The following is a 14900-nucleotide window of genomic DNA, read 5'->3' on the forward strand; positions in this document are numbered from 1 at the left end:
CTTAGCTCTCAGTGGCGGATGCTGCCTTGCTGGCCAGCGACGAAACGATCTCCTGCAGCTGGGTAACGCCCGCTGCGCGGTCGGTGAGGTGCAGGCGCAGGACGGGCCGGCCGTGCTCGCTGAGCACCTGGGCATCGCCGGCAGCCTGAGCCGCGATCAGCTCGCCAAAGGTGAACGGGCGCTCCGGGATGGCGAGGTCCTGTGCGGACGCCGCCGTGACCTGCAGGAAGACACCGATGGCGGGGCCGCCCTTGTGGAACTGGCCGGTGGAGTGGAGGAAGCGGGGCCCCCAGCCGAATGTGACCGGACGCCCGCTCACGGCGGCGAGGTCGTCACGGACGCCCTCGAGCTGCGAGTAGGCCAGACGGTCGAAGTAGGCCTGGACGCTCAGGTACCCATCGCTGCCCAGCTGGCCCAGCAGCGCCGCAACCGCATCGGCTGCGGTGGTGGCGTCGCCCAGCCATTCGCCGCCGCGGACCTCGATGGCACCGTCGACGAAGCTGGCAGGCGTCGGTTCCGGCTGCGCGTCCAGCAGTCCGCGGGCAGCCACCTTGGCGGCTTCGACGTCGGGCTGGTCAAACGGGTTGATGCCCAGCAGGCGGCCGGCCACGGCGGTGGCGAATTCCCACACCATCATCTGCGCGGCGAGGCCGCCGGCAATGGCCACCTCGTTCTCGCCGAGTTCGACGTCGGCATCCGCGCTGACCAGGCGGACCACCAGGACGTCTTCAGCGCCGGAGGTGACTTCCGGGGCGTTCGGACCTGCGACCACCGGCAGGATGCCGGTGCCGAGCTTGCCGGTGGATTCAGCGATGAGCTGTTCGGCCCAGTCAGCGAATCCTACGATGCCGGAGCCGTCTTCGGCGATGACGACCTTGTTCCGCAGCGGGTTGGTGCCGCCCAGGGCCGCACCCAGGACCAGTCCGATGTTCTCGGGGGCATCCTCGTTCAGGATCTCGGCGGCTTCCTCAGCCTCGTCCAGCAGGGAAGCGATGTCCACGCCGGCCAGGCCCGAGGGGACAAGCCCGAACGCCGTCAGAGCCGAGTAGCGGCCGCCCACGTTCGGGTCCGCGTTGAAGACGGCGCGGTAACCGGCGTCGCGGGATGCCTTGTCCAGCGGGGAACCAGGATCAGTGACAACGATGATCCGGCTCTTGGCATCGAGGCCGGCTTCGGTGAAGGCGTGCTCGAAGATCCGGCGCTGCGAATCGGTTTCCAGGGTTGAACCGGACTTCGAGGAGACCACGATGGCGGTTGCCGTCAGACGGTCCGCGAGGGCAGCACCGACCTGTTCGGGGTCGGTGCTGTCCAGCACAGTCAGCTCGACGCCAGCGGTGCCGGCGATGACCTCAGGGGCAAGGGAGGAGCCCCCCATGCCGCACAGGACAATACGGGTTACCCCCTCGGCCTTCAGCGCGTCCCGGAGTTCCAGGATCCCGTCCACCAGCGGCCGGGAGACGGTGGCCGCCTCGACCCAGCCCAGGCGGATGGCCGACTCGGCTTCCGCGTCCGGACCCCACAGCGTGTGGTCCTTGGCGAAGATGCGGGTGGCCACGCGGTCCTCCACGAGGGCGGGCAGGTGCTGCTCAAGAGCCTTCCGGGCGGCACCGGTGGCGTCGTAGCTGAGTGTGCTCATGTTGGGTTAGGAAGCCTTCCGTGCAGTGGCGAGGGCGCCTTCAACGTCGGCCAGCAGTTCCTTCCAGCTGGCCACGAACTTGTCCAGGCCTTCGGATTCCAGCAGGGCGACGACCTCGTTGTAGGACACACCGAGAGCATCGAGGGAGTTGAGGGTGGCGTTCGCTTCATCGTAGCCGTTGGTGACGGTGTCGCCCGTGACCACGCCGTGGTCGAACGTGGCGTCCAGGGTCTTCTCCGGCATGGTGTTCACGACGTGCGGGGCGACGAGCTCCGTGACGTAGAGGGTGTCCGGGTACGCCGGATCCTTCACGCCGGTGGAAGCCCACAGGGGGCGCTGCGGCAGGGCGCCGGCCTCGGCCAGCACGGCCCAGCGTTCGGTGGAGAAGAGCTCCTCGTAGACCTGGTAGGCGAGGCGGGCGTTGGCGACGCCGGCCTTGCCCTTGAGGGCCTTGGCTTCCTCGGTGCCGATCGCGTCCAGGCGCTTGTCGATTTCGGTGTCCACGCGGGAGACGAAGAACGAAGCCACAGAGTGGATCTTGGACAGGTCGTGGCCGTTGTCCTTGGCCTGCTCCAGACCGCTCTGGAAGGCGTTGATCACGGCGCGGTAGCGCTCCAGCGAGAAGATCAGGGTCACATTGACGCTGATGCCCTCGGCCAGCGTAGCCGTGATGGCTTCCAGGCCCTCAAGCGTGGCAGGGATCTTGATGTGGACGTTGTCGCGGTTGACCTTCTTGTAGAGGTGCTTCGCTTCGGCGATCGTGCCGGCGGTGTCCCAGGCGAGGCGGGGGTCCACCTCGATGGAGACGCGGCCATCAACACCCTTGGTTGCCGCGGCGATCGGGGCGAAGAGGTCGCAGGCGTCGGCGACGTCCGTCGTCGTGATTTCGAAGATGGTCTCTTCGATGGAGGCGCCTGCAGCGGCCTGGGCTGCGATGGTGGCGTCGTAGTCCGTGCCGGAGGTGATGGCGGCGTGGAAGATGCTGGGGTTCGTGGTGACACCCACAACGTTCTTCTCTTCGATCAGCTTCTGCAGCGTGCCGGTCTTGAGGCGGCCGCGGGAGAGGTCATCGAGCCAGATGGAAACGCCGGCGTCGGAAAGCTGCTGAGTGGGAGTGCTAGTCATTTCTAATCTCCTTGAACTGTGGGGGTGCTGTCAGGACTGGAGTCCGGCGAGGGAATCCTTGGCGGCGGCGGCAACTGCTTCTGCCGTGATGCCGAACTCCTGGAACAGGCGCTTGTAGTCGGCGGATGCGCCGTAGTGCTCGAGGCTGATGGACCGGCCGGCGTCGCCGACGAATTCCTTCCAGCCCAGGGACAGGCCGGCTTCAACCGAAACGCGGGCCTTGACCGCTGCGGGCAGGACCGCCTCGCGGTAGGCGGCGTCCTGCTTGTTGAACCACTCGACACACGGCATGGACACCACGCGGGCGGCGATGCCTTCGGCCTGGAGTGCCTCGCGGGCCTGGACAGCCAGCTGGACCTCGGAGCCGGTGCCGATCAGGATGACCTGCGCGTCCACGGTCTTGCCGTCCTTGGACGCCTCGGCCAGGACGTAACCGCCCTTGGCAACGCCAGCGGTCGAACCGAAGGTGTCACCCTCGGCCGCGCCCTCGCCACGCTCGTAGGTGGGGATGTTCTGGCGGGTCAGGACGATGCCGGCCGGGTTCTCGTGGTTCTCCAGCATGGTCTTCCAGGCTGCCGCGACCTCGTTGGCATCGCCCGGACGGACGACGTCGAGACCCGGGATGGCGCGCAGCGACGCGAGCTGCTCGACCGGCTGGTGCGTCGGGCCGTCTTCGCCCAGGCCGATGGAGTCGTGCGTCCAGACGTAGAGGGACGGCACACCCATGAGGGCGCCCAGGCGGATGGCGGGACGCTGGTAGTCGCTGAAGATCAGGAACGTGCCGGAGAACGCGCGGGTGTTGCCGTGCAGGCTGATGCCGTTCACGATCGAGGCTGCGGCGTGCTCACGGATACCAAAGTGCAGGACGCGGCCGTACGGGTTGCCGGACCAGGCGTTGGTCTGCTTGCCCGCGGGAACGAACGACGGCGAGCCCTCGATCGTGGTGTTGTTGGACTCCGCGAGGTCGGCCGAGCCGCCCCAGAGTTCCGGCATAACCGGACCGATGGCGTTCAGGACCTTGCCGGAGGCGGCACGGGTGGAAACGTCCTTGCCGGCCGGGAACACCGGCAGGACGCCGTCGAGCTCGGCGGGGAGCTGGCGGGCCTCGACGCGCTCCAGCAGGGCAGCGGCCTCCGGGTTGGCGGACTGCCAGGCGGAGAAGGACTCTTCCCATTCCTTGCGTGCGTGTGCACCGCGGTCGACGACGGCTCGGGCGTGGGCCAGCACGTCCTCGTCAACCTCGAAGGACTTCTCGGGGTCGAAGCCGAGGACTTCCTTCAGGGCTGCGACTTCGTCTGCGCCGAGGGCTGAACCGTGGATTTTGCCGGTGTTCTGCTTCTTGGGGGCCGGGTAGCCGATGATGGTGCGCAGCGAGATGATGGACGGCTTGGACGTTTCCGCCTTGGCGGCCAGCAGTGCCGAGTACAGCTCCTGGACGTCTTCCTTGTAGTCGCCGGTCTTGGTCCAGTCCACGCGCTGGGTGTGCCAGCCGTAGGCCTCGTAGCGCTTCAGGACGTCCTCGGTGAAGGCGATGTCGGTGTCATCCTCGATGGAGATGTGGTTCTCGTCGTAGATGACCACGAGGTTACCGAGCTCCTGGTGGCCGGCGAGGGACGAAGCCTCGGAGGTCACGCCTTCCTGCAGGTCGCCGTCGGAAGCGATAACCCAGATGGTGTGGTCGAACGGGCTCTCGCCGGCGGGAGCGTCGGCGTCGAACAGGCCGCGCTGGCGGCGCTGGGAGTACGCGAAGCCCACCGAGGAGGCGAGTCCCTGGCCCAGCGGGCCGGTGGTGATCTCCACACCGGCGGTGTGCTTGTATTCCGGGTGGCCCGGGGTCAGCGAGCCCCAGGTGCGCAGGGCTTCCAGGTCCTTCAGTTCCAGGCCGTAGCCGGAAAGGAACAGCTGGATGTACAGCGTCAGGGACGTGTGGCCGGGGGAGAGGATGAAGCGGTCACGGCCGATCCAGTCCGGGTTCTTCGGGTCGTGCCGCATCAGCTTCTGGAACAGAAGGTAAGCGGCCGGAGCCAGGCTCATCGCGGTGCCGGGGTGGCCGTTGCCCACCTTCTCCACGGCGTCGGCGGCCAGGACGCGCACAGTGTCAACGGCGCGCTGGTCGAGGTCGGTCCAAGTCAGTTCTTGCTCTTTCAAATGTGCCACGTAACCGGGCCCCTCTCTGTGTTAACGGCAAGCGGTAATGACACACAGCGGCAGGGCATAATTGGTGCCCGCTGCATTTTGTGCCTACCAGCCGTTCACCATTGAAACGTTGATCTTCATTCAGTCGCCGGACGTTATGGAATGCGGTTTCTTGCCCGTCTTCCAGTGTGCGCTGATCTGCAGACAGCTTAGCTCTATTCCACACTTCGAGCGGCCAAAATCTCACCAGTTGGACGCAATTTCTCTTTTGTGAATCATTCGTGCCGTGAGGCTGCGTTAATGTGATTGAAGCAAGCACGAACGAATCATTTTCAGTGATTTGCCGTCACACACCGATGCCAGCGATCCATGCGGGACCGCGGTATGATATCGGGAGGCCACCGGCGGACAGGGCGGGTTCAGTGCGCACATGCCAGCCCCGCCGACCGCCGTTGAGGGATCGGTCCGGACCGCGTGTCCAAACGGACTGATCAGATAAACAGCCAGACAGAAACAGAGTGACTGCCACGTGAGCACAACAGATACGCCGCTGACCTCTTCCCGGGTTCACGGAAGAGCCGGACTAGCCCGCAAGGCCAAGGCGTACCTTGCACTCACCAAGCCCAGGGTCATCGAGCTCCTGCTGGTCAGCACCCTGCCCACCATGATCTATGCGCAGCGCGGCTTCCCATCCCTCGGCCTCATCATCGCCACCCTCGTGGGCGGCGCGTTCGCTGCCGGCAGCGCCGGTGCCTTCAACTGCTACATCGACCGCGACATCGACAAGCTCATGCACCGCACGGAGAAGCGCCCCCTGGTGACCGGTGAGGTCACTCCGCGCGAGGCCCTCATCTTCGCGTGGCTGCTGGGCGCCGCGGCCATCGCCATCCTCTGGTTCGGCGCGAACCCGCTCTCCGCGTGGCTCGGACTCGGTGCCATCGTGTTCTATGTGGTCATCTACACGATGATTCTCAAGCGCCGCACGGCCCAGAACATCGTCTGGGGCGGCGCCGCCGGCTGTTTCCCTGTGCTGATCGCCTGGTCCGCCGTGACCAACACGGTCGAGTGGCCGGCCATCGTCCTGTTCATGGTCATCTTCCTCTGGACGCCGCCGCACTACTGGCCCCTGTCCATGCGCTACGGCGAGGACTACCGCAACGCCAACGTGCCGATGCTCGGGGCCATCGCCGGCGCCAAGGTCGTGTCCGTACAGGTGGTCCTCTACGCCTGGGCCATGGTTGCGTGCTCGCTGCTCATGATCCCTGCCGGCAACGCGGGCTGGGTGTACACCGCCGTTGCCGTGCTGGCCGGTGTCTGGTTTCTATACGAGTCCCATGCCCTGTACAAGCGGGCGCAGGGCGGGGACCTCTCCGACAAGGGCGCCATGAAGGTCTTCCACGGCTCCATCAGCTACCTGACGCTCCTCTTCATCGCGCTGGCCGTCGACCCGTTCGTCGGCTCGCCGATCATGGGCTAGCGCACCCGCCCCACCCCGCCCCAAAGACGCTTCCTCACCTCCTGCAGGATTTCCCACGACGCTTCCTCACCTCCTGCAGGTTTCCCCCGGACGCGTCATCACCTCCTGCAGGATTTCCCACAACGCTTCCTCACCTCCTGCGCTGGATATGGAAATGCTCCCTCACTTATGCGAGGGAGCATTTCTTGTCTGGTAGCGAATGGAATTGTCCGTTCAACGGTGGATCCTGGGCTGGCATGTAGTTGATTCTTCCCTCGAAGCTGAGGGCGAAGCTGTTTTGTGCGAGCAGCCCATCGTGCCCTACCTGTGAGGTACAGCGCCCGATTGGCCGGTAGAGGCATTTCAGCAGCCCGGAGAGATGGAACCAACGGAACAAGCGGCGCCGGCCGGCCAGAGGTGAGGACGCGTCCCGATCGACACGCCGAGATCTGAGGAAGCGTCCGGACTCACACGACGCGATCTGAGGAAGCGTCAGGGGAAAGGCCGCAGGAACTGATCGAGCGTCGGGGAGAGGCTACCTGACCGGGCTGGAACGGGCGATGTCCGCGGCGTTGGTTGCCGCGCTCATCAGCAGGGCCGCACCCAGCATGTGCGCGCCGACGAGCAGCGCCGGGATGCCGTTGTAGTACTGCGTGAAGCCGATGACGGCCTGCAGTAACGTGACGCCGAGGAGCATCAGCACAGCCGTTCTGAACGTCCCGGAAATGCCGCGGCGGAACACGAAGTACACGGCGAGCAGCGTGCCCGCGGTGACCAGGTAGGCGGGCACGGCGTGGATGTGCGAGAACAGGTCCCAGTCCAGGTCGTTGCGGGGAGCCTTGGCGTCACCTGCGTGGGGGCCGGCGCCGGTCACCACGACGCCAAGCATCACGGCGATGGCGGAGAAGAGCGCGACGGCGGTCAGCACCGGCCGCAGGACGCCCGGCAAGACGGCGAGCGGCGAGGTCCGGAACTGGCCGGTCCTGCCATAGGCCCGGTTCACCAGCAGCGTCGCGAAAACCACGAGGGCCATGGACACCAGGAAGTGCAGGCCAACCACCCACGGGTTCAGATGGGTAAGCACGGTGATGCCGCCGATGATGGCCTGCGCCGGGATGCTCGCCAGCAGGCCGAGGGCCAGCAGGAACAGGTCCTTGCGCTCCTTGCGCAGGTTCCACAGGTACACGAGCATGAGTGCGGCGACGGCGGCCAGGGCGAACGTCAGGAGGCGGTTGCCGAACTCGATGAAGCCGTGGATGCCCATCTCGGGGGTGTTCACCAGGGAGTTGTTCGTGCACCTGGGCCAGGTGGGGCAGCCCAGGCCTGAGGCGGTCAGCCGGACGGCACCGCCGGTGACCACCAGGACCGTCTGCCCGATCAGGGACAGCACGGCCAGGCGGCGGACGGTCGAGTCGACGGTGACGGGAAGCTTGGATGCCAGGCGGCCGACGAACTGGGGGAGGCGCGAAGCCGTGCTCACTTTATTCTCAATTCCATTTGAACCAGCGGATGGCTGCTGCGCCGGCGAGAACCGTCCACATCAGCAGGACAAGGACAGCGTTGCCGTTCACGGCGCCGTGCAGGAACGCGTCGCGCAACCCCTCGCCAAGGGACCCGGACGGCAGCAGGTGAACGGTATTCTGGGCGAGTTCCGGCAGCCGCTGCATGGGGATCACGATGCCGCCGAGTGCCCCCAGCAGGATCCACAGCAGGTTGGTGATGGCCAGCGTGGCCTCGGGCCGGACGGTGCCAGCCACCAGCAGGCCAAGTGCCGTGAACGCCGCCGCACCCAGGACCAGCAGGCCCAGACCGGGCAGAATCCCCAGCGCATTGGGCCGCCATCCCAGCGGAAAGGCTACGGCGGCGACGATGACCACCTGGATCACGAGCACCGCCAGGACCGCAAGGATCTTCCCTGCGATGAGGCCGGCACGGCCCAGGGGCGTGGTGGACAGGAACCGCAGCACGCCGTACCGGCGGTCAAAGCCCGTCGCGATGCCCTGTCCGGTGAACGCGGTGGACATGGCGCAGAGCGCGAGGATGCCGGGGACGGCAACGTTGACCCGGCTGTCCCCGATGCCGTCGAGGAGCGGGGTGACCGTCAGCCCGATCAGGGCAAGGAGCGGCAGGACCACTGCGAGGATCAGCTGCTCGCCGTTCCGGAGCATGGTGGTGGCCTCGTATTTGCCCTGCAGCAGGATCCGGCGGAGCAGGGGAGCGGGTGCGCTGCCCGTGGCTGTCGTCATCGGATTTCCCTTCCGGAAATGTCAAGGAACACGTCTTCGAGGCTCCGGGCCTCCATGCTCAGTGAGCCCGGCATGATGCCGTGGTGTGCCCACCAGGCGGTCAGCGCGGCAAGATCCTCGGGGGTCAGTGCCCCGGTGGCCGTGTAGCTGCCGGAACGCGTCTCGCGGATCTCGATCTCGGCAGGAAGCACGCCGGTGAAGTCCAGCCCGGGCAGTGCCTCGAAGTGCAGCGTCCGGACGTGGTCCCTGTGGGGCGCCTCCGGCATGTTGTGCTGGAGCAACTGGGCAACGGTGCCCTCCGCAACATTCCTGCCGGCGTCGATGATGTACACATAATCGGCCAGCCGCTGTGCGTCATCCATAAGGTGGGTCGTGAGGATGATCCCCATCCCGCCGTCCCGGAGTTCGGCAATCAGTTCGAAGACCAGCTGGCGGGACTGCGGGTCCAGGCCGGCGCTCGGCTCGTCCAGGAACAGGACCTCCGGGTTGCCGATCAGGGCGGCCGCGAGGGCCAGCCGTTGCTTCTGTCCGCCAGACAGCCGGCGGACGTTGGTCCTGCTGAACGTGTCGATGCCCAGCCGCTGCACCAGCTCATCCAGCGGCCTGGGATTGCTGTACATGCCGGCAATGTGCCGAAGCAGGGGAATGGGACGGGCCGACGGCGGGAGGCCGCCGTCCTGGAGCATGACGCCGACGCGGGCGCGCAGTTCCGCACCGGCGGTGCCGGGATCGGCGCCGAGCAGCGTAATAGATCCACCCGTCCGCTTCTGGAGCCCCTGGGCGCATTCGATGGTGGTAGTCTTGCCGGCACCGTTGGCTCCAAGCAGCGCCGTAACCTCGCCGCGGCCGGCGACGAGTGAGACGTCGCTCACAACCCTGAGCGTCTTGCCATCGAGGCTGGGGAGTGGACCGACGTCCTTGATGAGCCCGTCGATGGTCAATACGGGGGATTTGGGGGATCGCACCCCAATATTCTACGTGAAGTAGTACTGTCACGCTGGAGGCGGGTGCTGCGCACAGGTCAGCCTTGCCTTACTGGAAGGCCGCAATAAATTACGACATGATTGTGTTGTGTATTCCATGACCAACACCACTCCCGCGCCCTTGGCCGGGCAGGGCGCGCCCGCGGGTGCGCTGCGCGGTGGAAAACGTGCTGCCCTGGCCTCCGTGCCGACCGCGGCCGACGCCGACGAGCGCACGCGCGACCGCGTCCTCAGTGCCGTCCTGGAACACGGGCCGGTCAGCGCCGCGGAACTGGGCGACCTGCTCGGGTTCACCCCGGCCGCCGTCCGCCGCCACCTGGACCACCTGTCCCGCGCGGGCGTGATCGAGGTCAAGCGAGTGGCCCGCGCAGGCGCCGGTGCCGGCCGCCCTGCCCGCCGCTACGTCCTCAGCTCCCAGGGCCAGTCCTCATTGGGCGACGACTACCTGAATATTGCCACCCTGGCGCTCAAGCAGCTCGGCGCGGTGGCGGGCGATGAAACCGTCCGCCAGTTCGCCGTCGAGCGTTTCGCGGAGATGGAACGCCGCTACGCCCCCGAGGTGGACGCGGCCGGAACGGACATCACCGCCCGCGCGCAGGCCCTGTCCGCCGCCCTGTCCCGGGACGGCTTTGTTGCTTCCACCGCCACCATTGAAGCCAAAGCTCCGCTGCCCGCAGCACTGTCCAGCGTCCAGCTGTGCCAGGGCCATTGCCCCATCCAGCAGCTGGCCACCCAGTTTCCCGTGTTCTGCGACGCGGAAACCGAAATGTTTTCGCGCCTCGTTGGTGTCGATGTCCGCAGGCTTTCCACGCTCGCCCGCGGGGGACACGTCTGCACCACCCATATACCCACAGGCCGTCCGGCCGTCACACTGGCAACAGCCGATAGGGCACCGGACAACCTGGACGAAGTATCCAACCATCTGCAAGAAAGGCCGTGATGACGGACCAACTATCAGAGAAGAAGGTTGCCGAGCCTGGTGTGATCGCGGAGATTCTGGAAAAGAATCCCGAGCTCCACGGCATCGGAACCTATGAGTACGGCTGGGCCGACAAGAACGACGTCGGCGCTAACGCCCGCCGCGGCCTCAACGAGGACGTGGTCCGCGACATCTCGGCAAAGAAGAGCGAGCCGGAATGGATGCTGGACCTGCGCCTCAAGGGTCTGAAGTACTTCGACCGCAAGCCCATGCCCACCTGGGGTGCTGACCTCTCCGGCATCGACTTCGACAACATCAAGTACTTCGTGCGTTCCACCGAGAAGCAGGCCGCTTCCTGGGAGGACCTGCCCGAGGACATCCGCAACACGTACGAGAAGCTCGGCATCCCGGAAGCTGAGCGCAGCCGCCTGGTCTCCGGTGTGGCAGCCCAGTACGAGTCCGAGGTTGTCTACCACCAGATCCGCGAGGACCTTGAGGCCCAGGGCGTCATCTTCCTGGACACGGACACCGCGCTGCGCGAGCACCCGGAGATCTTCCAGGAATACTTCGGCACCATCATCCCGGTGGGCGACAACAAATTCGCGTCGCTGAACACTGCCGTGTGGTCCGGCGGTTCCTTCGTGTACGTGCCCAAGGGCGTGCACGTCGACATCCCGCTGCAGGCCTACTTCCGCATCAACACGGAAAACATGGGCCAGTTCGAGCGCACCCTGATCATCGCCGACGAGGACTCCTACGTCCACTACATCGAAGGCTGCACCGCGCCGATCTACACCTCGGACTCGCTGCACTCCGCCGTCGTCGAGATCGTGGTCAAGAAGGGCGCCCGCGTCCGCTACACCACCATCCAGAACTGGTCCAACAACGTGTACAACCTCGTGACCAAGCGCGCCATCTGCGAAGAGGGCGGCACCATGGAGTGGATCGATGGCAACATCGGCTCCAAGGTCACCATGAAGTACCCGGCCGTGTACCTGACGGGCGAGCACGCCAAGGGCGAGACCCTGTCCATCGCGTTCGCCGGCGAGGGCCAGCACCAGGACACCGGCTCCAAGATGGTGCACATTGCGCCGAACACCAAGAGCTCGATCATCTCCAAGTCCGTTGCCCGCGGTGGTGGACGCGCGGCTTACCGCGGCCTGGTCCAGATCCGCGAGGGTGCCAAGCACTCCGCGAACACGGTGCGCTGCGACGCGCTGCTGGTGGACACCATCAGCCGCTCGGACACCTACCCGTACATCGACATCCGCGAGGATGACGTGCAGCTGGGGCACGAGGCAACCGTCTCGCGCGTTTCCGAGGAGCAGCTCTTCTACCTCATGTCCCGCGGCATGCGCGAAGACGAAGCCATGGCCATGATCGTGCGCGGCTTCATCGAGCCGATCGCCCGCGAGCTGCCGATGGAATACGCCCTCGAGCTGAACCGCCTCATTGAACTCCAGATGGAAGGATCCGTCGGTTAATGACTGCCGAAATTACTACTGAAAAGGCCCGCATCGGAGCGCCTTCCATCGCAGGTTTCACCGAGGAAGGCGAGGGGCTGGTCGCCGCTAAGGTAGACCACAGCCACAACCATGGCGTCACCGTCATGTCCTCGCGCGCCGAGCGGCTCACGAGCTTCGACGTCGCCGACTTCGCACTGCCCACCGGCCGTGAAGAGGAATGGCGCTTCACCCCGGTCCGCGGACTGGCCAACCTGTTCTCCGACGCCGCGACGGACGAGGCCGCGGCCGCGCTCACCGTGGAAGCCCCCGAAGGCTACGTCCGCGGCAGCCTGGCACAGGGAGCCGCCCCGCGCGGCACCGTCCTGACCCCCGCCGACCGGGCCGCCGTCGTCGCCTCCGCCAACACGGACGAGGCCCTGCACGTGGTCATCCCGGCCAACGCCGAACCGGCTGAGCCGGCCCGCATCCTGATCGACGGCGCGGGCGCAGGCCGCCGCTCCAACGCACATTTCGTGCTGGAAGCCGGCGCCAACTCCCGCAGCGTCGTCATCGTGGAACACACGGGCGCGGCGGACCACAACGGAAACCTGGAAGTGATCGTCGGCGACGGTGCGCACCTCACGGTGATCTCCGTGCAGCTCTGGGAAGACGACGCCCGTCACCTGGGCCAGCACGACGCCCAAGTGGGCAAGGACGCCGTCTACAAGCACATCGCCGTTTCGCTGGGCGGTTCCGTGGTGCGCCTGAACTCCAACGTCCGTTTCTCCGGTGAGGGCGCCGAGGCCGAGCTGCTGGGCCTCTACTTCGCCGACGCCGGCCAGCACCTGGAGCACCGGTCCTTCGTTGACCACAACGTGGCCAACTGCAAGTCCAACGTGCTCTACAAGGGCGCCCTGCAGGGCAAGAACGCGCACACCGTCTGGGTGGGCGACGTGCTGATCCAGAAGCAGGCGCTGGGCACCGACTCGTACGAGAAGAACCAGAACCTGGTGCTCACCGATGGCTGCCGTGCGGACTCCGTGCCCAACCTCGAGATCGAGACGGGTCTCATCGAGGGTGCCGGCCACGCCAGCTCCACGGGACGTTTCGACGACGAGCACCTGTTCTACCTGATGGCCCGCGGCATTCCCGAAGATGTGGCCCGGCGCCTCGTGGTGCGCGGCTTCCTCAACGAGATCATCCAGCAGATCAAGGTTCCGGCACTCGAAGAGCGCCTGACCGAGGAAGTCGAGCGCGAGCTCGCCGCCAACGAGAACTGACCGTACGGAACCAGGCCCGGCCCAACCGGCCGGAAACAACAGCACAGGACAACGGATGACTGAACAGCCAAAGGGCGAACTCGTCTGCAAGGCGAACGAGATCCAGCTCAAGCAGGCCCTGCGGATCCTGATCGACGACTACCCGGTCGCGATCGTCAAGGACTCCATGGGAGAAATCCACGCAATCGGTGACACCTGCTCGCACGCCGACATCTCGCTCTCGGAGGGCGAGGTGGAAGGCTGCGCCATCGAGTGCTGGGGGCACGGCTCCCAGTTCGACCTGCGCACCGGCGAACCCCTGCAGCTGCCGGCCTACGACCCCGTTCCGGTGTTCGCGGTGGAGATCCAGGGAGACGACGTCTACGTGGACTTCACCAACGTCCTGAACGGCGCCGAAACGCCGAACTTCACTTAATCCGCAGCCCAGCGTGAAGCCCAAACGGGCCTGTACCAGAACTTAACAACTTCCAGACCAAAGACCGCACCGCCGACAGAACGGCACGGTGCAGAGGAGAACAAGACACATGTCTACTCTTGAGATCAAGGACCTGCACGTCAGCATCGACACCGAGCAGGGCACCAAGGAGATCCTGAAGGGCGTCAGCCTGACCATCCGCACCGGTGAGACCCACGCCATCATGGGCCCCAACGGTTCCGGCAAGTCCACCCTGGCGTCCACGATCGCCGGCCACCCGCGCTACAACGTCACCCGCGGTACCATCACGCTGGACGGCGAAGACGTGCTGGCCATGAGCGTTGACGAGCGCGCCCGCGCAGGCGTCTTCCTGGCCATGCAGTACCCGGTGGAGGTTCCCGGTGTCACCATGACCAACTTCCTGCGGACCGCCAAGACCGCCATCGACGGCGAAGCCCCGGCACTGCGCACCTGGACCAAGGACGTCAAGGCCGCCATGCAGCAGCTGCGCATCGACGCCGACTTCGCCCAGCGCAATGTCAACGAAGGCTTCTCCGGCGGCGAGAAGAAGCGCGTGGAGATCCTGCAGCTGGAGCTCTTCAAGCCGAAGTTCGCCGTGCTCGACGAGACCGACTCCGGCCTGGACGTCGACGCCCTCAAGGTCGTCTCCGAAGGCGTCAACCGCGCACACGCCACCGGCAACATGGGCACGCTGCTCATCACCCACTACACCCGCATCCTGCGCTACATCAAGCCTGACTTCGTGCACGTGTTCGTCAACGGCCAGGTTGTGGAAGAGGGCGGCCCGGAACTCGCCGACCGCCTGGAAGAAGAAGGCTACGACCGCTACGCCGCGGGTGCCGGATCAGCCACGGCTGCCGCAGCGGTCCAGGCCTAGTTAGGACTGACTGACCATGACCGAAATCGACGCAGCCCGCACCGGGCTGGAGGATGTCGAAGAGGCGCTCAAGGACGTCATCGACCCCGAACTTGGGGTGAACATCGTGGACCTGGGCCTGCTGTACGGCCTCAAGTACTCGGAGGACGACGGCGCCCTGCTGATCGACATGACCCTCACCACGGCCGCCTGTCCGCTGACCGACGTGCTCGAGGAGCAGGTCGGCAAGGCGCTTGACGGCGTCGTGGACGACTGGCGCCTGAACTGGGTATGGATGCCGCCATGGGGTCCCGAACGGATCACCGACGACGGCAAAGATCAGATGCGGGCCCTCGGCTTCAACATCTAAATAAAGTACGAC

The 14900-nt window shown here is 66.0% G+C and carries 13 protein-coding genes; 7 read left to right on the top strand and 6 right to left on the bottom strand.

Translation table 11 applies throughout. From position 1 onward, the window contains the following. Window position 1: 1 nt before the first annotated feature. From ACFQ50_RS13450 to tkt, 3 genes are read right to left on the bottom strand one after another with little or no spacing between them, the layout of a single operon-like run. Window positions 2–1636 (bottom strand): glucose-6-phosphate isomerase, encoded by a 1635-nt coding sequence (locus ACFQ50_RS13450; protein WP_377996046.1) that lies wholly within the window; start codon window positions 1634–1636, stop codon window positions 2–4. A 6-nt stretch (window positions 1637–1642) separates the two neighbouring features. Beyond that, entirely contained in the window at window positions 1643–2761 is a 1119-nt protein-coding gene (tal, locus tag ACFQ50_RS13455; protein ID WP_377996047.1) for a transaldolase, read from the bottom strand. Window positions 2762–2791: 30 nt separating this feature from the next. Next, window positions 2792–4909 (bottom strand): transketolase, encoded by a 2118-nt coding sequence (gene tkt, locus ACFQ50_RS13460; protein WP_377996056.1) that lies wholly within the window; start codon window positions 4907–4909, stop codon window positions 2792–2794. A 517-nt stretch (window positions 4910–5426) separates the two neighbouring features. Here tkt and ACFQ50_RS13465 point away from each other — a divergent pair. After that, window positions 5427–6374 carry a heme o synthase gene (locus ACFQ50_RS13465; protein WP_377996048.1) on the top strand — a complete coding sequence of 316 codons (948 nt, stop codon included), beginning with the start codon at window positions 5427–5429 and terminating at the stop codon, window positions 6372–6374. A 514-nt stretch (window positions 6375–6888) separates the two neighbouring features. Here the strand turns inward: ACFQ50_RS13465 and ACFQ50_RS13470 are convergent. From ACFQ50_RS13470 to ACFQ50_RS13480, 3 genes are read right to left on the bottom strand one after another with little or no spacing between them, the layout of a single operon-like run. Beyond that, window positions 6889–7833, bottom strand: coding sequence for a heme A synthase (locus ACFQ50_RS13470; protein ID WP_377996049.1), 945 nt, complete (start codon window positions 7831–7833; stop codon window positions 6889–6891). 7 nt (window positions 7834–7840) lie between these two features. Further along, complete coding sequence (locus ACFQ50_RS13475) at window positions 7841–8599, bottom strand: ABC transporter permease (protein WP_377996050.1); 759 nt, start codon at window positions 8597–8599, stop codon at window positions 7841–7843. Beyond that, on the bottom strand, window positions 8596–9564 hold the full coding sequence (locus ACFQ50_RS13480) for an ABC transporter ATP-binding protein (protein ID WP_377996051.1): 969 nt from the start codon (window positions 9562–9564) through the stop codon (window positions 8596–8598). The genes ACFQ50_RS13475 and ACFQ50_RS13480 overlap by 4 nt, the downstream gene beginning before the upstream one ends. 106 nt (window positions 9565–9670) lie before the next feature. Between ACFQ50_RS13480 and ACFQ50_RS13485 the strand changes: the two genes are divergently transcribed. The 6 genes from ACFQ50_RS13485 (at window position 9671) to ACFQ50_RS13510 (ending at window position 14888) form a co-directional block, all read left to right on the top strand. After that, window positions 9671–10522: a helix-turn-helix transcriptional regulator gene (locus ACFQ50_RS13485; RefSeq protein ID WP_377996052.1), complete on the top strand. Its 852-nt coding sequence runs from the start codon at window positions 9671–9673 to the stop codon at window positions 10520–10522. Beyond that, window positions 10522–11985, top strand: coding sequence for a Fe-S cluster assembly protein SufB (gene sufB / locus ACFQ50_RS13490; RefSeq protein WP_236803307.1), 1464 nt, complete (start codon window positions 10522–10524; stop codon window positions 11983–11985). The genes ACFQ50_RS13485 and sufB overlap by 1 nt, the downstream gene beginning before the upstream one ends. Next, complete coding sequence (gene sufD / locus ACFQ50_RS13495) at window positions 11985–13226, top strand: Fe-S cluster assembly protein SufD (protein WP_377996053.1); 1242 nt, start codon at window positions 11985–11987, stop codon at window positions 13224–13226. The genes sufB and sufD overlap by 1 nt, the downstream gene beginning before the upstream one ends. A gap of 55 nt (window positions 13227–13281) precedes the next feature. Continuing rightward, window positions 13282–13641: a non-heme iron oxygenase ferredoxin subunit gene (locus ACFQ50_RS13500; RefSeq protein WP_377996054.1), complete on the top strand. Its 360-nt coding sequence runs from the start codon at window positions 13282–13284 to the stop codon at window positions 13639–13641. A 109-nt stretch (window positions 13642–13750) separates the two neighbouring features. Further along, window positions 13751–14539 carry a Fe-S cluster assembly ATPase SufC gene (sufC, locus tag ACFQ50_RS13505; RefSeq protein ID WP_331571291.1) on the top strand — a complete coding sequence of 263 codons (789 nt, stop codon included), beginning with the start codon at window positions 13751–13753 and terminating at the stop codon, window positions 14537–14539. Window positions 14540–14555: 16 nt separating this feature from the next. Beyond that, window positions 14556–14888 carry a metal-sulfur cluster assembly factor gene (locus tag ACFQ50_RS13510; RefSeq protein WP_102973549.1) on the top strand — a complete coding sequence of 111 codons (333 nt, stop codon included), beginning with the start codon at window positions 14556–14558 and terminating at the stop codon, window positions 14886–14888. The last annotated feature ends 12 nt before the right edge of the window (window positions 14889–14900 follow it).

Origin of the sequence: Arthrobacter sp. NPDC056493 (genome assembly GCF_042795115.1) — a bacterium.
GTDB lineage: Bacteria > Actinomycetota > Actinomycetes > Actinomycetales > Micrococcaceae > Arthrobacter.